The following is a 22,533-nucleotide window of genomic DNA, read 5'->3' as shown; positions in this document are numbered from 1 at the left end:
GACAGCGATTGCGGTGTGTCATTCAACATTCATATCGACTGACACACCGCAATCGCGAGCAGGCTCGCTCCTTCAGGGGATTTTGTTAGTCCAGGGGCATCACGGTGACGCGGACCTCGGGGTCGTGATTGCCGCCCCCCAGAATCACCCCACGCAACGGCGACACATCGGAAAAATCCCGTCCCCAGGCCAGGGTGATGTGCTCCAGCGCCGGTTGCACATTGTTGGTCGGATCAAAATCCACCCAGCCCAGCACCGGGCAAAACACCGAAACCCAGGCATGCGAGGCATCGGCGCCGATCAGTCGTGGCTGGCCGGGCGGTGGCTGGGTCAGCAGGTAGCCGCTGATGTAACGCGCCGCCAGTCCACGGGAACGCACGCAAGCGAGCATCAGGTGCGCGAAGTCCTGACAGACCCCGCGCCGACGTTCCAGCACCTCCACCAGCGGCGTTGCCACTTGAGTCGCCTCGGCGTCGAAGGTGAATTCGCTGAAAATCTTCTCCATCAACGCCTGGACGCCCAGCAACAAAGGCTGTCCCGGTGGAAAACAGCTTTCCGAGAATTCGACAAAGTTGCGCTTCAGATGCACATAGGGCGATTCAAACCGGTAACGGCACGCTTCCAGTAAATCTGTAGAAAGCGGCTGACTGCTGTAGGTCAGCGCATTGCGGGTTTCTTCCCACGCGGGGGATTGATTGAAATCCAGCGTTGGCCGGGCCAGCACCTCGACCGTAAGCCGGGCGTTGACCAGCAATTCATCATGCGGCCGCTCAAACGCCAACCGGGTGAGCGGATTGCCAAACACATCCAATTCATCCCGGCGTGAGGTCGGGTCGGGACTGATCTGCAAGTGTTGTTCGGTGCAGCGCTGCCAGGCACAGGCCCGTGGCCACAGGTGCGCGAGTTGCTGGGCCAGGGACACCGGGCTGTCGTAGTGATAATGGGTGTCGTGGAGAATCTGGTAACGGGCGCTCATCAGACGGACACCGTGCGCTGGCTGACATCATCGACATGGGCGAAATGGCGCAAGGCCAGACGATCCGACACTTGCCCGCTGGCATCGGCGATCTCTTGCAGCAGATCGGCCAGACCGTTGATGGCGGCGCGAACGCTGGCTTCGCCGAACAACGAATTCTCCAGGCAACCCAGATGGAACCGCACCAGGCGCTCCACCAGTTGCGGCAGACCGGCTTCGCGAGGCACGCCAAAATCATCGTTCAAGCGTTTCAGGGTGCGGGTCACCAGTTTTAACTGGAACAGCACCGCATGAGGGTTCTGCTCGTCGAGTAGCAACAGATCGAGCACCGGAATCAACTGCGCCACCGCCAGGTACCGCGAGCGGTATGTGATGCTGCTGTTGCCCAGTTCCAGCAGCCATTCCAGCCCAGCCTGATCGAAGGCACCGGCACCGCGCAGAAACGCCGCCAGGCTGGCGCTGAGAAATTGCAGACGCTCGATCCGCCGACCGATCATCAGAAAACGCCAGCCTTCATCCCGGGTCATGTCGTCCAGGGCAAAACCGGACAGTGCCGCCAGGGACATCACCAGCCGGTTGAGGAAATCCAGTAACTCGCCGAAATCCGGCTCTTCGGTTTCCAGCTCCATGGCTTCGCGCTGCAATTCCACCAGCGCCTGCCAGTTTTCCCGCGAGAGCTTGCCGCGCACTTGCGAGGCGGCCCACTGCAAGCGCTGCAAATTGGAGCGCAGGCTGAAGGGCCAATCATCGCCGAGTAACGCCGCCAACAACCGCTCGGGCAACTCACCTTCGTCTGGCAACAGATTGAGGCGCTCGCCGAGGTCGACCGCCGCTTCCAGGGCCTGCGGGTCATCGCCATCGACGTAGCGCGCCAGCATGATCCGCAGCAATCGCGCGCTGTCATCACAGCGTTCGCAATAGCGGCCAAACCAGAACAGGTTCTCGACCACCCGCGACGGCAGGTACGGATCGCGCCGAACCAGATCATGCACACCGATCGTGCGCTGGGTTTTCCATTGCTCGCCGCTCGGCGGACGATCCCCCAATACCCAGGTGTCCTTACTCGCACCGCCGCGCTGCATCGACACCACTTCCGCATCCGCTTCGGCGGCCACCCGGGTCAATCCGCCCGGCAACACCCGATAACCGTCTTGACTGGCCACCGCATACATACGCATCCCAATGGCTCGCGGTTGCAGCTGACCGTCCTCGGCCTGCCAGATCGGTGCCTGGGACAATTGCGCCAACTCTTGCGCAACATATGCATAAGGCCGCGCCTGCATGCGCTCAGCCAAGGCCTGACGCTGTTTTTCACTCAAATCGCGGCCAAATACAGGGGCGAAGCTTTGCGACGGGAAGGCGGGTTTGATCAGCAATTCCGGCAGTTTCTCCAGCGCCTGGGCCAGCACCGGCGCTTCGCCACACCACCACGTCGCAATGGACGGAAGGATCAGTTCTTCGCCGAACAGGAATTGATTGATCTTCGGCAAAAAGCCGAGCAACCCCGGCGACTCGAGTACTCCGCTGCCGAGGGCATTGGCCACCAGCACGCGCCCCTGCCGCACGGCTTCGAGCAAGCCCGGCACACCGAGTGCCGAGTCGGTACGCAGTTCCAGCGGATCGCAGAAATCATCGTCGAGCCGACGCATGATCGCGTGAACCCGACGCAGGCCACTGAGGGTTTTCAGGTAGACCGTGGCATCGCGCACCGTGAGGTCGCCGCCTTCCACCAGTGGATAACCGAGCTGGCGCGCCAGATAGAGATGTTCGAAATAGCTTTCGTTGAAACGTCCCGGCGTCAGCAGCACGATCAGTGGCGCGTCTTCATCGTTTGGCGCCTGGCGGACGAGGGTTTCCTGGAGCGTGCGGAAGAACCCGGCCAGATGCTGCACCTTCAGGTCGCGATACAACTCGGGAAAGGCTCGGGACACGATGGTGCGGTTTTCCAGCGCATAACCGGCACCGGAAGGCGCTTGAGTCCGGTCCGCCGTCACCCACCAGCGGCCATCCGGCGTGCGCGCCAGATCCACGGCGTACAAATGCAGAAAAGCCCCGTCCGGCGGCGTAATGCCCTGACAGGGCCAGAGGAAATTGTTGTGGCCAAATACCAGTTCCGCCGGCAGCAGCCCTTCGGCAATCAATCGCTGCGGGCCGTAAAGGTCTGCCAGCACGGCGTTCAACAACCGAGCTCGCTGGGCAATCCCGGCCGATAACTGCTGCCACTCATCTGCCGCAATCACATGCGGCAGCAGGTCAAGCTCCCACGGCCGATCCGCGCCCTTGGGGTCGGCGTAGACGTTGTAGGTCACGCCGTTTTCCTGGATCTGCCGGGTCAACAAAGCCTGACGCTGCACCAATTGCGCTGGTGTGCTGCGTTGCAATTGGTCGAACAACCGGCGCCAGTGGGGGCGCACGGCGCCGCTGTCGTCGAGCAGTTCGTGATAAGTGCCCGCCGTCAGCGGGTAGCGGTCAAGCAGGTCAGGCATGGAAAGCTCGGCAGACAGCAAAGAACGGTCAGACTAACGCAGGCTCATGACGCCCGGATAGACGAAAAATCCGAGCGTCGTGTACGGTTTAGAAACGTCGTAAATCGAGCGTCATCGGCAGCTCGTCATTAATTTCCAGAATCGGTATCGGAAGTTTCCCCGGGCTGTGTCCGATGCGGAAGAAACGCGCCATCCGTCGGCTCTCGGCCTCATTGGCATTCACCGGCAAGCTGTCGTAATTACGCCCGCCCGGATGGGCGACGTGGTATTGACAGCCCCCCAGCGAACGCTGCATCCAGGTGTCGAGCAGGTCGAACACCAACGGCGCGTGGACCGGGATGGTCGGTTGCAGGCAGTTGGCCGGTTGCCAGGCGCGGAAACGCACGCCGGCAACGAACTCGCCGACGCGGCCGGTCGGCTGCAACGGTACGGGAACGCCATTGCACGTCAGCAAATAACGCTGCGGTGCCAGACCGGTGAGCTTCACCTGCAAGCGTTCCAGCGACGAATCCACGTAGCGCACCGTGCCGCCGACCGCGCCCTCCTCACCCAGCACATGCCAAGGCTCCAGCGCCTGACGCACTTCCAGTTCGATGCCACTGACCGCGTAATCGCCAACCTTGGGAAAACGAAATTCCAGATGCGCGGCGAACCACTCTGCGCGCACCGGATAACCGGCGGCATTGAGATCGACGATCACATCGGCGAAATCCTGCTCGATAAAGTGCGGCAGCAGGAACCGGTCATGCAGCTCAGTGCCCCAGCGCGCCAGTTTCGGCGGCGCATACGGCTCGCGCCAGAACCAAGCCACCAGCGCCCGCAGCAGCAACTGTTGCGCCAGGCTCATGCGCGCATGCGGTGGCATTTCAAAGGCGCGCAATTCAAGCAATCCAAGCCGACCCGTCGCGCCATCCGGCGAATAGAGCTTGTCGATGCAGAACTCGGCGCGGTGCGTATTGCCGGTCACGTCGATCAGCAAGTTGCGCAGCAACCGGTCGACCAGCCACGGCGCACACTCCTCGCCCGGCTCCGGCATCTGGGCGAAGGCGATTTCCAGTTCGTACAAGGCATCGTTGCGTGCTTCATCGACACGCGGCGCCTGGGACGTCGGGCCGATGAACAAGCCGGAAAACAGGTAGGACAAGGAAGGGTGGTTATGCCAGTAACTGATCAGGCTGCGCAGCAGGTCGGGACGGCGCAGAAACGGTGAGTCAGCCGGCGTCGCACCACCCAGGACGAAATGGTTGCCGCCGCCGGTGCCGGTGTGCCGGCCGTCGATCATGAACTTCTCGGTGGTCAGTCGGGTCTGGCGCGCTTCTTCGTAGAGGAACTCGGTGCGCTCGACCAGCTCATCCCACGTGGCGGACGGCTGCACATTGACCTCAATCACGCCCGGGTCAGGGGTGATACGGAAGTTGCTCAAGCGCGGATCGCTCGGCGGCTCGTAGCCTTCCAGCAGCACCGGGCAATGCAGTTCCTGCGCCGTGGCCTCGATCGCGGTGACCAGTTCCAGATAATCCTCGACCCGTTCCAGCGGCGGCATGAACAGGTACAACCGACCTTCCCGTGCCTCGGCGCAGAATGCGGTGCGGGTCAGCCAGTCGGCGGATTCATCGACTTTCAGTTCCCGCTCGACCGCTTCGGCCGGTGCTCCCGGACTGTTCAACTGCTGAGTGTCTGGTAGCGAGGGGAATGCCTGATTCGGATCGTTAGGATGGATGAACGGATACTCCGCCGCTTTTACCCATGGCTGCGAGCCCAACGGAAGCCGATAGCCCAGCGGTGAATCACCGGGCACCAGTCGGCAGTGCTCGTCACGCAGGTACCAGCGACCGCTCTGCCATTGATCACCCTTGGCGGTGCGCGCCAGCGGCAGGACCTGACCGATCACCTTGTCCAGGCCCTGGCTGAAGACTTTACGCAGGCGGGCCCGCTCCAGCGGTTCTTCAAGACGCGAGTCTTCGGCGCTGACGTTCAGCGGCAACGTGCCTTCGCGCCAGAGGTAATAGAAATTGTCTTCGTAGGCGGGGAAAACAAAGCGTGTCGGAATTTTCAGGCGTTCGGCGACACTCGACAGAAAACGCCCGGCCAGTTCGCCATCGGCGCCGTAGTCTTCCTGCTCATCGGCAATCAGTGCGCTGTTGTGCCAGATCGGCACGCCATCGCGCCGCCAGTAGCAGTTCAGCGACCAGCGTGGCAGTTGTTCGCCGGGATACCACTTGCCCTGACCGAAATGCACCAGGCCTTTGGGCGCGTAGTGTTTGCGCATGCGCTGGAACAGCTCGGCGGACAGCCGACGCTTGTCCGGGCCAAGTGCAGCGGTGTTCCACTCGGCGCCGTCCGGATCGTCAATGGAAACAAACGTCGGCTCGCCGCCCATGGTCAGGCGCACGTCGCCCTCCAGCAGGTCGGCATCGATCTGCCGCCCCAGCGCCTGGATCGCCAACCACTGATCTTCGGTATAGGGCTTTGTTACTCGCGGCGCTTCCCAGATCCGCTCCACGGACATTTCGTGGGTGAACTCGCACTCGCACGGTTCCACCAGGCCACTGATCGGTGCCGCAGAGCCCGGATCGGGGCTGCACGCCAACGGAATGTGTCCTTCACCGGCAAACAGCCCTGACGTCGCGTCCAGGCCGATCCAGCCGGCGCCGGGCAAATAGACCTCGCACCAGGCGTGCAAGTCGGTGAAATCCACTTCCGTGCCCGAGGGACCGTCGAGGCTTTTGACGTCGGCGGTCAGCTGGATCAGATAACCAGAGACGAAACGCGCCGCCAGCCCGAGGTTACGCAGCAACTGCACCAGCAACCACGCCGAGTCACGGCAGGAACCGGACGCATGTTCAAGGGTGTGCTCAGGGGTTTGCACCCCTGGCTCCATGCGGATCAGGTAGCCGATGTCTTCGCTCAGGCGCTGATTGAGCGCCACGAGGAAGTCGACGCTCGGCAGCGGCGTGCGGTCGATGCCGTCCAGATAGGCCTTGAACTTCGGCGTCAGGGGCAAGGTTTCCAGGTACGGCGCCAGTTCCTTGCGCTCATCCGAGGCGTAGGTGAACGGGATCTTTTCCGCGTAGGGCTCAAGGAAGAAGTCGAACGGATTGAACACCGCCATCTCCGCCAGCAGATCGACCTCGATGCGCAGCTCAGCGGTTTTCTCCGGGAACACCAACCGCGCCAGGTAATTGCCCTGGGGGTCCTGCTGCCAGTTGATGAAATGCTGCTCGGGGGAGACTTTCAGCGCATAGGACAGAATCCGCGTGCGACTGTGGGCGGCCGGGCGCAGGCGAACGATCTGCGGACCGAGCTCGACGGCGCGGTCGTAGCGGTAATGCGTGACGTGGTGCAATGCGACATGAATCGACACGGCGTGCCTCCTGCGAGCCTTAAGCGTATTGGGAAAGCGCGCAAGACTTATGCCATCCAGCAGCGCTGGCGCTTTCTTCGATTGCTTGAGGCAGTACAGCACCAAAATCGGGCGATGCGGGAAATTGGTTTGAGAGGATTGCACGCAAATGTGGCGAGATACCTACGAACGTTCCCACGCTCTGCGTGGGAATGCAGCCCGTGACGCTCTGCGTCACTGGACGCGGAGCGTCCCTTGAGGCATTACCACGCAGCGCGCGGGAACGATCAGCAGACAATAAAAAACGCCAACCCGAAGGTTGGCGTTCTGTTATCAGCGGTCAGCGTTTAGCGCGGCACTACCGGCTTGCGCGCAGGCTTCGGTCCCTTGCCTTTGGCCGCGTCCTTGCGATCTTTGGCCGCCTGTTGGTTGCGGGCGAATGCCGCCGCCTTGGCCTGTTCACGCTTGTCCCACGGATTGCCGCCATCGCTGGCACGCGGTGGCAGGCCGGTGTGCTGGGTCAGGATCTTGGTGGTTTTTTCCCCTGCAACCTTGTGACTGCCGGCCGGCGTCGAGTTCTTGCGACGGGCGCTCTGGTAGCTGTCGGTCGCCGGCTGATGCAGCGGGATCAACTGGTTCTTGCCCGGCCCGATCAGGTCGGCGCGGCCCATGCGGGTCAACGCTTCACGCAGCATCGGCCAGCCTTTCGGGTCGTGATAACGCAAGAACGCCTTGTGCAGGCGACGCTGCTCTTCACTCTTGACGATGGTCACCGCGTCGCTCTTGTAAGTGACCTTGCGCAGCGGGTTCTTGCCCGAATGGTACATCGCGGTGGCGGTGGCCATCGGCGACGGGTAGAACGCCTGCACCTGGTCGGCGCGGAAGCCGTTGCCCTTGAGCCACAGGGCCAGGTTCATCATGTCTTCGTCGGTGGTGCCCGGGTGGGCGGCGATGAAGTACGGAATCAGGTACTGCTCTTTCCCGGCTTCCTTGGAGTACTTCTCGAACATGCGCTTGAACTTGTCATAGCTGCCGATGCCCGGTTTCATCATCTGGTTGAGCGGACCTTCCTCGGTGTGTTCCGGGGCGATCTTCAGGTAACCGCCGACGTGGTGGGTCACCAGCTCTTTGACGTATTCCGGCGACTCGACCGCGAGGTCGTAGCGCAGACCGGACGCGATCAGGATCTTCTTCACACCCGGCAAGGCACGGGCGCTGCGGTACAGCTGAATCAGCGATGAGTGATCGGTGTTCAGGTTGGGGCAGATGCCCGGGAACACGCACGACGGCTTGCGGCACGCGGATTCGATTTCCGGGCTCTTGCAGGCGATGCGGTACATGTTCGCAGTCGGGCCACCGAGGTCGGAAATCACGCCGGTGAAGCCTGGAACCTTGTCGCGGATCTCTTCGATTTCGCGAATGATCGATTCTTCGGAACGGTTCTGGATGATCCGGCCTTCGTGCTCGGTGATGGAGCAGAAGGTGCAGCCACCGAAGCAGCCACGCATGATGTTCACCGAGAAGCGAATCATGTCGTAGGCAGGAATTTTTTCCTTGCCATACGCCGGGTGCGGAACCCGTGCGTAAGGCATGCCGAACACGTAGTCCATTTCTTCAGTGGTCATCGGAATCGGCGGCGGGTTGAACCAGACGTCGACTTCGCCATGCTTCTGCACCAGGGCGCGGGCGTTGCCCGGGTTGGTTTCCAGGTGAAGCACGCGGTTGGCGTGAGCGTACAGAACCGCATCGCCACGGACTTTCTCGACCGAAGGCAGACGAATCACGGTTTTGTCGCGGGTCATTTTCGGGCTGGCCAGGATCTGCACGACCTTGGCTTCGCTCGGGTCTTCAACCGGACCTTTTTCCTGCTCGATCGCGCAGGCCTGGGTGTCCTGGGTGTTCACGTACGGGTTGATGATCTTGTCGACCTTGCCCGGACGGTCGATGCGCGTGGAATCGACTTCGTACCAGTCTTTCGGCGTGTCACGACGGATGAACGCGGTGCCGCGCACGTCGGTGATGTCTTCGATCTTGTGACCGAAGGACAGACGCTGGGCGACTTCGACGATCGCACGCTCGGCGTTGCCGTAGAGCAGGATGTCGGCGCAGGCGTCGATCAGGATCGAGTTGCGCACCCGGTCCTGCCAGTAATCGTAGTGGGCGATGCGACGCAGGGAAGCTTCGATGCCGCCGAGCACGATCGGTACATTCTTGTAGGCTTCCTTGCAGCGCTGGCTGTAAACCAGGCTCGCGCGGTCCGGACGTTTGCCCGCCAGGCCACCCGGGGTGTAGGCGTCATCGGAACGGATTTTCTTGTCGGCGGTGTAGCGGTTGATCATCGAATCCATGTTGCCGGCCGCGACACCGAAGAACAGGTTCGGCTCGCCGAGCTTCATGAAGTCGTCTTTGGACTGCCAGTTTGGCTGGGCAATGATCCCGACGCGGAAGCCTTGCGACTCCAGCAGCCGGCCGATGATTGCCATGCCGAACGACGGATGGTCAACGTACGCATCACCGGTGACGATGATGATGTCGCAGGAATCCCAGCCAAGCTGATCCATCTCCTCCCTGCTCATCGGCAGGAATGGCGCCGGGCCGAAACATTCGGCCCAGTACTTGGGATAGTCAAATAACGGCTTGGCTGTTTGCATGACGATGACCGGTGTTGAGATGAAAAATCGCGGGCGCGGAATATAGCACAAAAAACAACCAATTCCGACGGCTATGGTCGGAAATTGCGGCGCCCGTTTCGCGCAAAGATCCAGAGGCCAGGCGCAACCCTTGTGGCGAGAGAGCTTGCTCCGGCTGGGCAGCGAAGCGGCCCCAAAACCTTCGACCGAATTTTTCCAGACGGACCGCATTCCTCAGCTTTGCGACTGCTGCGCAGCCGAGCGGGAGCAAGCTCCCTCGCCACAGGCAAGCGTCCTGCCTGGGCGTTACTCGTCGTCGAAGTTGTAGCTGCCCGGTGCGAGGTTTTCGAAGCGGGTGTACTTGCCGATGAACGCCAGCCGCGACGTGCCGATCGGGCCGTTCCGCTGCTTGCCGATGATGATCTCGGCGATGCCTTTGTGCTCGGTTTCCGGGTGGTACACCTCGTCCCGGTAAACGAACATGATCACGTCAGCATCCTGCTCGATCGCTCCGGATTCCCGGAGGTCGGAGTTGATCGGCCGTTTGTTCGGTCGCTGCTCCAGGGAGCGGTTGAGCTGGGACAACGCCACCACCGGGCAGTTGAATTCCTTGGCCAGGGCCTTCAAGGAACGGGAGATCTCGGAAATCTCGTTGGTCCGGTTGTCACCGCCCGAACCCGGGATCTGCATCAATTGCAGGTAGTCGATCATGATCAGGGCGATGTCGCCGTGCTCACGCACCAGGCGTCGGGTCCGCGCACGCATTTCCGACGGGCTGATGCCGGCCGTATCGTCGATGAACAGTTTGCGATCGTTGAGCAGGTTGACCGCCGAGGTCAGGCGCGGCCAATCGTCGTCGTCCAGGCGACCGGCACGGACCTTGGTCTGGTCGATACGGCCGAGGGACGACAGCATACGCATGATCAGCGATTCGCCTGGCATCTCGAGCGAGTAGACCAGTACGCACTTGTCACTGCGCAACACGGCGTTTTCCACCAGGTTCATCGCAAAGGTGGTTTTACCCATGGATGGACGGCCGGCGACGATGATCAGGTCAGACGGTTGCAAGCCACTGGTCATTCCGTCGAGGTCGGTGTAACCGGTGGACAGACCAGTAATGGCGTTGTCGGTGTTGAACAAGGTGTCGATGCGGTCGATAGCCTTGGTCAACAGGTCATTCACACTCACCGGGCCGCCGGTCTTTGGCCGGGCCTCAGCGATCTGGAAGATCTGGCGCTCGGCTTCGTCGAGAATCTCTTCAGCGGTACGGCCTTCCGGGTTGAAGGCACTGTCGGCAATTTCGGAGGCAATGCCGATCAGTTGGCGCAAGGTTGCCCGCGCACGAACAATTTGGGCATAAGCCTTGATGTTGGCGACGGACGGCGTGTTTTTCGCCAGCTCACCCAGGTAACCGAGACCACCGACCTGCGAGGTCTGACCTTCCTTGTCCAATTGCTCGGCAAGGGTCACGACGTCGATGGGGGAGTTCTGGTCGGCGAGCTTGGCGATCGCGCGGAAGATCAAACGGTGGTCATGCCGATAGAAATCGCCGTCCGACACTTGATCCAACACGCGTTCCCAGGCGTTGTTGTCCAGCATCAAACCACCGAGCACGGCCTGTTCGGCCTCGATGGAATGCGGCGGCACCTTCAGGGCAGCGGTTTGCAGATCGTATTGCTCGGGAGCGGAGATATCGTTCATGGCCACTAGAAATTGGGGGTTTCAGAAAGACAAAGGGCACGACCTGTAAACAGGATCGTGCCCGATGTTACCGGCAAGCACCCGAGGGTGCCAGCCGACAAGTGCTGCTTAAGCTGCTACCACGACAACGCGTACGGTGGCTTCAACTTCGGCGTGCAGGTGCACGGCTACGTCGAATTCGCCTACGTTGCGGATGGTGCCGTTCGGCAGACGAACTTCGCTTTTTGCCACTTCAACGCCAGAGGCGGTCAGTGCATCAGCGATGTCGTGAGTACCGATCGAACCGAACAGCTTGCCTTCGTCACCAGCGGTGGCAGTGATAGTCACTTCCAGCTCAGCCAGTTGGGCGGCACGGCTTTCAGCCGAAGTTTTACGGTCTGCTGCGGCTTTTTCCAGCTCAGCGCGACGCTCTTCGAACGCAGCCAGGTTGGCAGCGGTCGCAGCGGTAGCTTTGCCGTAAGGCAGCAGGTAGTTACGACCGTAACCAGCCTTAACGTTTACTTTGTCACCCAGGTTGCCCAGGTTGGTGACTTTTTCCAGAAGGATCAGTTGCATGTGAAAATCCTCTTAACTTTTAACCTTCACCGTTCGCGCTATCGACGTCTTTCGGCGTCGAACGACCGCGAAAATCAATCAGGCTGTCGACGATGGCCAAGACCACCAGCAACGGATAGATCAGCTGCATGAACAGCAACAGCGTGACGTACAACCCCACCAGCCAGAACCTGGCCAGTCGCTTTTGCGCCACCAGCCCGTGAATCAGGGCCAGCCCGGCGAACACCAGCGGTACGCTGCACAACGGCGTCAACATGGCCATCTGTGGACCGATATTCGGTCCCAGAAGCATGAACGCCAGCAGCAACATCGCTGGTAAAAGCGGGAATCGGATGGCGCGAAACTCGCGACCAAAACCACCCGGGTTGTACAACAACGCCTGCCAGTAGCGCCCGACAATCAGGCTCAGCACACTGACGATTTGCAACAAGGCCGCAATCAGGCCGGTCAGGACCGGTGCAATCAGGGACGCAAAATGCGCTTGCTCGTCTACCGACAACTTCTGGTAGACATCACCGAGTAGCGACGGCATGACTTTTATCAAAGCCTGCGCCAGCATCTCGATTTGGGGAGCAAAAACTGTCCCCAGCACCACTGCAAACACCACTCCCATCGCTATGCTGACCAGCAGCACGCGGTTCCAGGACTCGCTTGCGCGCAAAACCAACGCAAGGCTCGAAGACCCCAGCAGCACCAGAAGTGCCCGTGGGTCATCGGAGTAAAGCCACCAGATCAACGCCGGCAGCAGCCCCAGAGCAAGTACGCCAATGGCGTCCTTCAATCCGCGCCGCAGGAGCACAAGGCATCCGGCGGCAGCACCCAACCAATACAACAACGGCAGTATTGCGCATCCAGCCACTACCAGAGTGGCCTGCATACGGCCGCGCATGATGAACTCAGCTAAGGCGCGCATGCATTCAATCCTTTGCTACGTGTCGACTGCCCGGTCTCAGCGGCCGTGGCTGTCGGTGTAGGCCAGCAGGGCCAGGAAGCGGGCGCGCTTGATAGCGGTGGCCAGCTGACGCTGATAACGAGCTTTGGTACCGGTGATGCGGCTTGGAACGATTTTGCCGGTCTCGGATACGTAGGCTTTCAGAGTGTTGAGATCTTTGTAATCGATCTCTTTCACGTCTTCAGCGGTGAAGCGGCAGAATTTACGACGACGGAAGAAACGTGCCATTTGATAGGCTCCTTAAAAGGTCCGTGGATTACTCGTCAGCGTTATCGCTGTTGTCGCTGTCATCACTATCAGCGCTTTCAGCGCCTTCGTGCTCAGGACGGTCGCGACGCTCACGGCGCTCACTGCGGTTTTCTTCAGCCTTGAGCATCTCGGATTGGCCGGTAACGGCTTCTTCGCGACGGATGACCAGGTTACGGATCACTGCATCGTTGTAGCGGAAGTTGTCTTCCAGCTCGGCCAGGGCCTTGCCAGTGCACTCAACGTTCAGCATCACGTAGTGAGCCTTGTGAACATTGTTGATTGCGTAGGCCAGTTGACGACGGCCCCAATCTTCCAGACGGTGGATTTTGCCGCCGTCTTCTTCGATCAGCTTGGTGTAACGCTCAACCATGCCGCCGACTTGCTCGCTTTGATCCGGGTGGACCAAAAAGATGATTTCGTAATGACGCATGAATGCTCCTTACGGGTTGTAGCCTGCCGTTCAAAAACGGTCAGACAAGGAGTGAATGACACTTATGGACTTGCTTGCGATAGACACGTGAGTGCCTGCCGTCACAGCAAGGGGCGCAATTGTAGAGAAGGGATAGAAGAGGTGCAAGGCAATTGGTGATTATTTGAACAGTTCGTTCGCACCGCAACTTTTCGCCCTGACACAAACCACTGTGGGAGCGAGCCTGCTCGCGAAGGGGGCATGACATTCAACATTGATGCTGAATGTTACTCCGCTTTCGCGAGCAGGTTCGCTCCCACAGGGATTACAACCGGCTTAAGACTTCTTGCCACCCGCCGCAGCTTTGACGCTGCGCTGGCGCTGGGCCTCGAACAGGCAAACGCCAGTCGCCACAGACACGTTGAGACTGCTGACGCTGCCCGTCATCGGCAGATGCACCAGGTAGTCGCAAAGATCGCGAGTCAGGCGACGCATGCCACTGCCTTCCGCGCCCATGATCAGGATGGTCGGGCCGGTCATGTCTTGCTGATACAGACTCTGCTCAGCCTCGCCCGCCGTACCGACAACCCACAAGCCACGCTGCTTGAGTTTTTCCAGGGTTCGCGCCAGGTTGGTCACGGCGACCAACGGAATCACTTCCGCCGCACCACAAGCCACCTTCCGTACCGTCGGGGTCAGGGTGGCTGACTTGTCCTTCGGCACGATCACCGCCAGCGCACCGGCCGCATCGGCCGAACGCAGGCAAGCGCCCAGATTGTGCGGATCGGTCACGCCGTCGAGCACCAGCAGCAGCGGCGCGCCTTCGGTGCGATCGAGCAACTCGTCGAGCATCGCTTCGCCCCAGACCTGGCTCGGGCTCACATCCGCCACGACGCCCTGGTGCACGCCCTCAACCCAGGCATCCAGCTCACGGCGCTCGGCCTGGCCGACGGCCACGCGATTTTCCGCAGCCAGGGCGATCAGTGTCTGAACCCGCGGATCGCTGCGGCCTTCAGCCAGCCAGATTTGCTTGACGCGTTTCGGGTGGTGACGCAGCAATGCTTCTACAGCGTGCACGCCGTAGATCTTTTCCAGATTACTCATGACTTGGCCTTAGGTTTTCGCGCACCGCCGCTTTTGGCTGGGGCCGAACCCGCTTTTGGCGGGCCTTTACGGTGTTTGCTTGGCTTGCTGCCGGGGGCCTTGTCAGGCGCCGACCGTCCGGTCTTTCCCCCAGACGCCGCTTTACCGCCGCTTTTTGCTTCAGACAGTAACGCCTGTTTCAATTCACGGCTTTTACGCAACTCGGCATTTTTCGCCGCGGCATCACTTGGGCGATAGGCTTCGACAGCCTTTTCCTTGGCAGGACGACGACCGGTTTTTGCCGGTGCCGGTTCTGCTGCGGTTTTGGCCGATGTCTTGGCGGCTGGCTCGGTCTTTTCAGTTCCGCGCTTTTTGCGGCCGATCGGCGCGCTGATGGTTTTTTCCGCCATCTCGAAGTCGATCTTGCGCTCGTCGAGGTCAACGCGCATCACGCGCACTTCAACGGTGTCGCCAAGGCGGAAGCTGCGACCGGTACGCTCACCGGCGAGGCGGTGGTGCACAGGGTCGAAGTGGTAGTAATCGCCCGGCAGCGCGGTGACGTGCACCAGGCCTTCGACGTAGATGTCGGTCAGCTCGACAAACAGACCAAAACCGGTCACTGCGGTGATCACACCCGGGAACGATTCGCCCACACGGTCTTTCATGAACTCGCACTTGAGCCAGTTCACCACGTCGCGGGTGGCTTCGTCGGCACGGCGTTCGCTCATCGAGCATTGCTCGCCGAGCTGTTCCAGCGCCGCTTCGTCGTATGGATAGATGCGCGCTTTCGGAATAGTCATCGCGCCGGCACGGCGAACGTGCGGGGTGTTCTGCTTGGAATGGATGACGCTGCGGATCGCCCGGTGCGTGAGCAAGTCCGGGTAGCGGCGGATCGGCGAGGTGAAGTGGGTATAGGCTTCGTAATTCAGGCCGAAGTGGCCCTGGTTATCGGCGCTGTACACCGCCTGGCTCAACGAGCGCAGCATGACGGTCTGGATCAAGTGGAAATCCGGACGGTCCTTGATGCTGGCCAGCAAGGCCTGGTAATCCTTCGGCGACGGGCCGTCCTTGCCTTTGTGCAAGGACAGGCCGAGCTCGCCGAGGAAGGCGCGCAGTTTTTCCAGACGCTCCGGTGGCGGACCGTCGTGGACGCGATACAGCGCAGGGATTTCGTGCTTTTTCAGGAATTCGGCGGTGGCCACGTTGGCCGCCAGCATGCATTCCTCGATCAGCTTGTGCGCATCGTTACGCACGGTCGGACGGATTTCGGCAATCTTGCGCTCGGTACCGAAAATGATCCGGGTTTCCTGCGTTTCGAAATCGATCGCGCCACGCACGTGACGAGCAGCCAGCAGCACTTTGTACAGTGCGTAAAGCTGCTTGAGGTGTGGCAGGACATCGGTGTACTCGCCACGCAGCTGACGCGCTTCTGTGAGTTTCGGCGTTTCCAGCATCGCGCTGACCTTGTTGTAGGTCAGGCGGGCGTGGGAGTGAATCACCGCTTCATAGAAGCAGTAGTCGGTCATCTCGCCGGTTTTAGAGATGGTCATCTCGCAAACCATGGCCAGGCGATCGACGTGCGGGTTCAGCGAGCACAGGCCGTTGGACAGCTGCTCCGGCAGCATCGGCACGACGCGCTCGGGGAAGTACACCGAGTTGCCGCGAACCTGGGATTCGTTATCCAGTGCCGAACCGATCTTCACGTAGCTGGAAACGTCGGCAATCGCCACGTACAACTTCCAGCCGCCGGAGAACAGGCGCAGCTTGCCAGGCTTGGCTTCGCAGTAAACCGCGTCATCGAAGTCGCGCGCATCTTCACCGTCGATGGTCACGAACGGCAGATGACGCAGGTCGATGCGCTTCTCTTTGTCTTTCTCTTCAACTTCAGGCTTGAGCTTGGCGGCTTCTTTGAGCACCGCCTCGGGCCAGACGTGAGGAATATCGTAGGTGCGCAGGGCAACGTCGATTTCCATGCCCGGCGCCATGTAGTTGCCCACGACCTCGACCACGTCGCCTTGCGGCTGGAAGCGTGGGGTCGGCCAGTGCGTGATCTTCACTTCGACGAATTGACCGATCTGCGCGTTGGCGTTACGACCCGGAGTGACCAGCACTTCTTGCTGGATCTTCGGATTGTCCGCCACCACGAAGCCGATACCGCCTTCCTCGAAGTAGCGACCGACGATGGTCTCGTGGGCACGGGACACCACTTCGACGATCATGCCTTCGCGACGACCGCGACGGTCGAGGCCAGACACACGGGCCAGGGCTCGGTCACCATCGAACACCAGGCGCATTTGCGCCGGGCTCATGAACAGGTCATCGCTGCCGTCGTCCGGGACCAGGAAGCCGAAGCCGTCACGGTGACCGCTGATGCGGCCCAGGATCAGGTCGAGCTTATCCACAGGCGCATAGGTGCCGCGACGGGTATAGATCAGTTGAGCGTCGCGCTCCATGGCGCGCAGGCGGCGACGCAGGGCTTCGATCTGGTCTTCCGTGGTCAGACCAAACTCTTCCACCAACTGCTCGCGGTTAGCAGGCGAACCCCGATCAGCAAGGTGCTGAAGGATCAGTTCGCGGCTAGGAATAGGGTTTTCATATTTTTCCGCTTCACGAGCGGCCTCGGGATCGAGGGACTGCCAATCGGCCATTAGAGAGTTTTCACCTTGTCTATATGCGGGTTAGTTTGGCATAGGCGTAATGAAACGGGAAATTTCAGGCTGCGACAGCCCATCTAAAGCCTTATATCGACAGCACAAAGCTGATTTAAATGCCGCTGGTAAAATTTTCCAGGTTTTTTTGATGCCAGGGGTTTACAGTTAAAAAGACGCTCCGTATAGTGCGCGCCATCGACGACGCACTAGCGTTGCCGATACTGCCCAGATGGTGAAATTGGTAGACACGCCAGCTTCAGGTGCTGGTGACCGCAAGGTCGTGGAAGTTCGAGTCTTCTTCTGGGCACCAATTACGAGCTTGAGATTAGATCAATTTCAAGGCTCACACAAAAACCCGCGAAAGCGGGTTTTTTGCATTCTAAACATCTGATTTATTAAATCTAAATCAGGGGTTTACAGATCAAAACGCTCTCCGTATAGTGCGCCACATCAACAGCGGCGACGCTGAAGATTATGCCCAGATGGTGAAATTGGTAGACACGCCAGCTTCAGGTGCTGGTGACCGCAAGGTCGTGGAAGTTCGAGTCTTCTTCTGGGCACCAATTCAAATTCAAGGTTTCGATCTTGGATTTCACAGAAACCCGCGAAAGCGGGTTTTTGCGTTTCTGGCATTCAAAAACTTCAAGCCATTACTCCTCCCTCGCCAAAGAGATCGCACCCCCTCTAGCAAAACCCTCTGCGCCCCGCAAGGCGCACTTGAGAAACAATATCGTTTATCATTGTTTCAAGTTTTTGCAATGCGACAGTGAGGAACCCTGCGAATGATGTTTCGAAATACCCTGCGCCGCGGCCTGACCTTCACCCTGCTCGGCCTGGCACTCGCCACTCCCCTCACCCAGGCTGCTGATCCAGTTTCCCTGACCCTCTACAACGGCCAACACAAGGAAGTCGGCGACGCCATCGCCAAAGCCTTCGAGGCCAAGACCGGCATTCACGTCAACGTGCGCAAAGGCAGCAGCAATCAGCTCGCCAGCCAGGTCGTCGAAGAAGGCGACCGCTCTCCCGCCGATGTGATCTACACAGAAGAATCGCCTCCGCTGAACAAACTCGGCGAACAGGGCCTTCTGGCCCAGACCGACGCCGCCACCCTCGCCGTTCTGCCGAAAGACTACGTCGCCGGTAATGGCACCTGGATCGGCATCACCGCCCGGGTCCGCGTGGTCGCGTTCAACCCGAAACTGATCGATGAAAAAGACCTGCCCAAGTCGGTGATGGAATTCTCCGATCCGAAATGGCAAGGCAAGGTCGGTTTCGTGCCTACCAGCGGCGCGTTCCAGGAACAGGCCGTGGCAATCATCAAAGTGCATGGCATGGACGCGGCCGAAGAATGGCTGACCGGCCTGCGCGCGTTCGGCAAGACTTACAGCAACAACATGGTTGCGCTGAAAGCGGTGGAAAACGGCGAAGTCGCCACCGTGCTGGTGAACAACTACTACTGGTTCGCCTTGCAACGGGAAAAAGGCCAGCTCGACTCGAAACTGCATTACTTCACCGGCGGCGACGTCGGCGGCCTGATCACTGTTTCCAGCGCCGCCGTGCTGAAATCCACCAAGCATCCAAAAGAAGCCCAGCAATTTCTCGCCTACATGGCCAGCGAAGAAGGTCAGCGCGTGATCACCCAGACCACCGCCGAATACCCGCTGCACAAAGGCATGGAATCGGATCGCGGTCTCAAGCCGTTCAGCGAACTGGAGGCGCCGAAGGTCACCCCGGCCGACCTCGGCAACGCCGAAGAAGCCCTGGACCTGGAACGTGACGTTGGCTTGAACTGATGAGCGCATCGTTATCCGCCCCCGCCTCGCGCGGGGGTTACGTGCCACGGCGCAAGCGGCCGTCGATCTGGCTGCTGCTGCCGGTTTTGCTGCTGGTGGTGCTCAGCCTTTTGCCGCTGGTGTATGTCGGGCTCAAGACCTGGCAGGCCGGCTGGGCCGAGGCGCTGCATTTGCTGTGGCGGCCTTATGTGTTCGGGCTGCTGCGCAATACGTTGGCGCTGATGATCGGCGTGACCGTCGCCTGCGGCGTGATCGGTTTGTCCCTTGCCTGGCTGCTGGAACGCAGCAATCTGCCGGGACGGCGAGTGTGGGGCGTTATCCTGTGCTTGCCGTTCGCCGTGCCGGCGTTCGTCAGCAGTTTTACCTGGGTATCCCTGAGCGCGCATTTCGAAGGCCTGGGCGGGGCGATCCTGGTGATGACCCTGTCCAAGTACCCACTGATCTTTCTGCCCGTTGCAGCAACCCTGCGCAACCTCGATCCGTCCCTGGAAGAGTCAGCCCGCACGCTGGGACAGAATCGGTGGGGCGTGTTTTTCAGGATTACCCTCCCCCTGCTTTGGCCGTCCCTGCTTGCAGGTTCGCTGTTGATTGCCCTGCACATGCTGGTGGAGTTCGGCGCCCTGTCGATCATCGGCCTGCAAACCTTTACCACCGCGATTTATCAGCAGTTCGAACTGGAATTCAGCAACGCCAACGCGGCGATGCTGTCGGCGGTGCTTCTGGCGCTGTGCCTGGTGCTGTTGTGGCTTGAGTTGCGAGTACGCGGCAAAGGCCGGCACGTGCGCACCGGCCAGGGCGCAGCGCGGCAGGCGGAACAGGTTCGACTGGGGCCGTGGACGGTTGCCGGACAGGTTTACTGCCTGGCATTGGCAATCATCGGCAGCGGCATTCCGCTGGGGATGCTGGCGTACTGGCTGGCGGTAGGTTCGTCGGCAGCATTCCCGGTGGCAGCAATCAGCGAAGCGCTACTGTCGTCCCTGGCGTTGTCGCTGGGTGGCGCTGCACTGTGCCTGGTGCTGGCGGTGCCGGTGGGATTGCTGGTGGTGCGGCACAAAGGCCGGCTGGCGATCTGGGCCGAGCGCTTGCCCTATCTGCTGCACGCGCTGCCAGGCTTGGTGATTGCGCTGACGCTGGTGTATTTCGCCCTGCATTACGTGCCGGTGCTGTACCAGACTTCGGCACTGCTGCTGATCGCTTATGCGCTACTGTTTTTGCCATTGGCGCAGGCACCGATTCGCACGGCGCTGAACAAGGCCGCGCCGCAACTGGAAGAGGCGGCACGCACGCTGGGGGCATCGTCTTTCAGTGCGTTTTGCCGGGTGACGCTGCCGATCATCTTTCCAGCACTGGGTGCAGCGTTTGCGCTGGTGTTTCTGGATGCGATGAAGGAGCTGACGGCGACGCTGCTGTTGAGTCCGACCGGGCTCAATACGCTGGCGACGGAGGTTTGGGCGCATACCGCGAACGTGGAGTTCGCGGCAGCGGCGCCTTATGCGGCGTTGTTGATTCTGGTGTCGGGGCTGCCGGTTTATTTACTGACAACACGGATGTATTTGAGCCGATAAGACCGCCATCGCGAGCAGGCTCACCCCCACATTTGATCTGAGGTGGTCACAAATTCTGTGCCCACCCACAATCCCGTGGGAGCGAGCCTGCTCGCGATGACGTCAGCTCAACCAATACAAATCTTACGCCCTGAACTGCCCCAGGCTTGCCTTCAGCTGCGCCGCCAACCCATCCAGCACCTTGCCGCTGGCCGTGGTTTCCACCACCGCCTGAGCCGCTTTCTCAGCCTGTGCATGAATCGTCTCAACCCGACCCCGCACCGCTTGTGCACCTTGCGCCTGATGCGCCGCTGCCTGGGTCGCCAGACCAATCGCCGCATGCACCTGCTCGACCGATGCCTGCACCGATTGCTGCAACCGTGCGCTGTCACGCAATACCAGCAAACCTTCATTGGCCTGACGCCCGGCCTGGCCGATCGCTGCCACCGCTTCACGCGCACCTTGCTGCAAGGCCACGATGTGCGCCTGGATGTCGCCGGTGGAGCTTTGGGTCTTGCTCGCCAACGCCCGGACTTCGTCCGCCACCACCGCAAAGCCGCGACCGGTTTCGCCGGCACGCGCCGCTTCGATGGCGGCGTTCAGTGCCAGCAGGTTGGTTTGCTCGGCGATCCCGTGAATCACCGTCAGCACCACTTCAATCTGCTCGCTCTGCTGCGCCAGACGCTCGATGACTTTCGCGCCGGTATCGACCTGCCCGGCCAACGCCTCGATCAGGCTACCGACCTTCGCCGAAGTTCGAGTGTTCTCATCGGTGGCCGAACGAATATCCACCACTTGCTGCAACGCAGCCTGCATGGCGTTGCTTTCCGATTGGGCTTCATCGGCCATCTGCGACAACGCGCGCAGGCTCTCAGCCACTTCATCACGCTGCATGCCCGCCGCCGCATCAGCTCCGGCATTGCGCAGGGTCATGGCGCCGATTTCCACACCGGTACGCTGGGCCACATCGCCCGCTTCGCGCACGATCGGCTGCAACTTATCCACAAAGCGGTTAACCGCCGCGGCCATATCGCCGATTTCATCTTTGCTATTGATCTGCACGCGCTTGGTCAGGTCGCCCTCACCCGCCGCCAGGTCATCCATGGCGGCGATGAGCATTTTCAAGCGATTGACCACACGACGGCCCAGCACCACCGCGAGCAACAGCAGCACACCGCAACCGACCAGCGCCAGGAACATCCCGATGCGCCAGCGCAATGTCGACGCCGCTTCCTGCACGGTGCTGGTGGTGTTGGCTTTCATTTCAGAGGCCGTAGCCTGCGCAGACGTCAGACGCGCACGCATCGCCGTGGCGCTGTCGGCGGCCGCGCCTTTGAGGCTGTCGCCAACCAGTTGATCTCCGCTAGCGATCAGCGCCGCAAAACGTTTATCCAGGGCCGCCAGATCAGTTTCCACCGAGGCGGTCGAGACACCCATCAAGACCTTGCCGATTTCCACACCATTGGGGTTGATCGATGCTTCGAGGTAGTAGACCGACGGATCGTTCTTCGCCGCGTCCAGCACTTTGTCCAGCGCACGCTCGCCCTGGCCTTTCTCCAGCAGCGCCTTGTTGATCGGGTTTTCGCGGTTGAGGTAGCGCGTCAGGTGTTGACCCGTCGCGTCGTCATACACCACGAACAACACGTTGGGATTGCGCTGGGCTCGACGGGCAAATTCGGACAGGGTTGGAACGTCGCTGTCCCACATGGCACGCGGAGCGACCGAGGCCAGCAGTTGCGCCATGTCGTTGGCCGAATCCTTGAGATCCTTTTCCAACGTTGCACGCAATTGCACCTGCTCGTCTTTCAATCGCGTAGACAAGCCGGCGGTGAGTCGCTGACGGGTGCTGGTAGAGAGGTTGTCCAGGCTCGACGTGACTTCACGCCCCGCCTGCTCAAGCTCTCCAGACAGTTTTTGGCTGTCGACACCCAGACGCACACCAAGATCAGCCTCAAGCGCAGTCACCGTGCTCCGAGTCAGAGCAACAGCCACCAGCACCTGCACCAAAAGGGCGATACCAAGGGTAACGAACACAGGCCGCAACAAACGGCTTTGTAACAATGAGAGAACGGCCGACACTTGGAATCCCTCTGCTTTGGCGCCATTAAATTGATGGCGCACTGGAAGCGATGCTTTTATTCAACATCACAGCAAAGGTCAT

General features: G+C 60.5%; 14 protein-coding genes and 2 tRNA genes. 4 read left to right on the top strand and 12 right to left on the bottom strand.

Translation table 11 applies throughout. The features are described 5' to 3' along the window. Positions 1-85 precede the first annotated feature (85 nt). From QMX98_RS10630 to rnr, 11 genes are all read right to left on the bottom strand, one after another. Positions 86-976, bottom strand: coding sequence for a transglutaminase family protein (locus QMX98_RS10630; protein WP_010464171.1), 891 nt, complete (start codon positions 974-976; stop codon positions 86-88). After that, positions 976-3,462: a circularly permuted type 2 ATP-grasp protein gene (locus tag QMX98_RS10625; protein ID WP_282410739.1), complete on the bottom strand. Its 2,487-nt coding sequence runs from the start codon at positions 3,460-3,462 to the stop codon at positions 976-978. Before QMX98_RS10625 ends, QMX98_RS10630 begins: the two co-directional genes overlap by 1 nt. Positions 3,463-3,550: 88 nt before the next feature. After that, positions 3,551-6,826, bottom strand: a complete 3,276-nt coding sequence (locus tag QMX98_RS10620; RefSeq protein ID WP_282410738.1) for a transglutaminase family protein — start codon at positions 6,824-6,826, stop codon at positions 3,551-3,553. Positions 6,827-7,152: 326 nt separating this feature from the next. Then, complete coding sequence (locus QMX98_RS10615; protein ID WP_077748929.1) at positions 7,153-9,456, bottom strand: YgiQ family radical SAM protein; 2,304 nt, start codon at positions 9,454-9,456, stop codon at positions 7,153-7,155. Between the two features lie 285 nt (positions 9,457-9,741). After that, the gene (gene dnaB / locus QMX98_RS10610) at positions 9,742-11,136 is read right to left on the bottom strand and encodes a replicative DNA helicase (protein WP_010464182.1); all 1,395 of its coding nucleotides are present in this window, start codon (positions 11,134-11,136) and stop codon (positions 9,742-9,744) included. A 108-nt stretch (positions 11,137-11,244) separates the two neighbouring features. After that, a complete protein-coding gene (rplI, locus tag QMX98_RS10605) occupies positions 11,245-11,691 on the bottom strand; it encodes a 50S ribosomal protein L9 (RefSeq protein ID WP_003197251.1) in 447 nt (148 codons plus the stop codon). A gap of 19 nt (positions 11,692-11,710) precedes the next feature. Continuing rightward, a complete protein-coding gene (locus QMX98_RS10600) occupies positions 11,711-12,604 on the bottom strand; it encodes a hypothetical protein (RefSeq protein WP_010464187.1) in 894 nt (297 codons plus the stop codon). Between the two features lie 36 nt (positions 12,605-12,640). Then, positions 12,641-12,871, bottom strand: a complete 231-nt coding sequence (rpsR, locus tag QMX98_RS10595) for a 30S ribosomal protein S18 (protein ID WP_002551829.1) — start codon at positions 12,869-12,871, stop codon at positions 12,641-12,643. Between the two features lie 28 nt (positions 12,872-12,899). Then, the gene (rpsF, locus tag QMX98_RS10590) at positions 12,900-13,322 is read right to left on the bottom strand and encodes a 30S ribosomal protein S6 (protein WP_003217491.1); all 423 of its coding nucleotides are present in this window, start codon (positions 13,320-13,322) and stop codon (positions 12,900-12,902) included. A gap of 315 nt (positions 13,323-13,637) precedes the next feature. After that, positions 13,638-14,405 carry a 23S rRNA (guanosine(2251)-2'-O)-methyltransferase RlmB gene (gene rlmB, locus QMX98_RS10585; RefSeq protein ID WP_010464188.1) on the bottom strand — a complete coding sequence of 256 codons (768 nt, stop codon included), beginning with the start codon at positions 14,403-14,405 and terminating at the stop codon, positions 13,638-13,640. After that, positions 14,402-17,032, bottom strand: a complete 2,631-nt coding sequence (gene rnr, locus QMX98_RS10580; protein WP_010464189.1) for a ribonuclease R — start codon at positions 17,030-17,032, stop codon at positions 14,402-14,404. The genes rlmB and rnr overlap by 4 nt, the downstream gene beginning before the upstream one ends. A 226-nt stretch (positions 17,033-17,258) precedes the next feature. Here rnr and QMX98_RS10575 point away from each other — a divergent pair. The 4 genes from QMX98_RS10575 to QMX98_RS10560 all read left to right on the top strand — a co-directional run bounded on the left by QMX98_RS10575 (position 17,259) and on the right by QMX98_RS10560 (position 20,393). Continuing rightward, positions 17,259-17,345, top strand: a tRNA-Leu gene (locus tag QMX98_RS10575). Between the two features lie 166 nt (positions 17,346-17,511). After that, positions 17,512-17,598: transfer RNA gene (locus QMX98_RS10570), tRNA-Leu, on the top strand. Between the two features lie 219 nt (positions 17,599-17,817). Beyond that, complete coding sequence (locus tag QMX98_RS10565) at positions 17,818-18,828, top strand: extracellular solute-binding protein (RefSeq protein WP_169857569.1); 1,011 nt, start codon at positions 17,818-17,820, stop codon at positions 18,826-18,828. Continuing rightward, on the top strand, positions 18,828-20,393 hold the full coding sequence (locus QMX98_RS10560) for an iron ABC transporter permease (RefSeq protein WP_077750242.1): 1,566 nt from the start codon (positions 18,828-18,830) through the stop codon (positions 20,391-20,393). The genes QMX98_RS10565 and QMX98_RS10560 overlap by 1 nt, the downstream gene beginning before the upstream one ends. A gap of 123 nt (positions 20,394-20,516) precedes the next feature. On the opposite strand, the gene QMX98_RS10555 is transcribed toward QMX98_RS10560, so the two are convergent. Continuing rightward, positions 20,517-22,451, bottom strand: coding sequence for a methyl-accepting chemotaxis protein (locus tag QMX98_RS10555; RefSeq protein WP_010464192.1), 1,935 nt, complete (start codon positions 22,449-22,451; stop codon positions 20,517-20,519). Between the last annotated feature and the right edge of the window lie 82 nt (positions 22,452-22,533).

Source organism: Pseudomonas sp. PS02303 (genome assembly GCF_029959925.1).
Taxonomy (GTDB): Bacteria; Pseudomonadota; Gammaproteobacteria; order Pseudomonadales; family Pseudomonadaceae; genus Aquipseudomonas; species Aquipseudomonas mandelii.
Note: the sequence above shows the minus strand (reverse complement) of the source record. Positions and strands in the feature narration are given on the sequence as shown.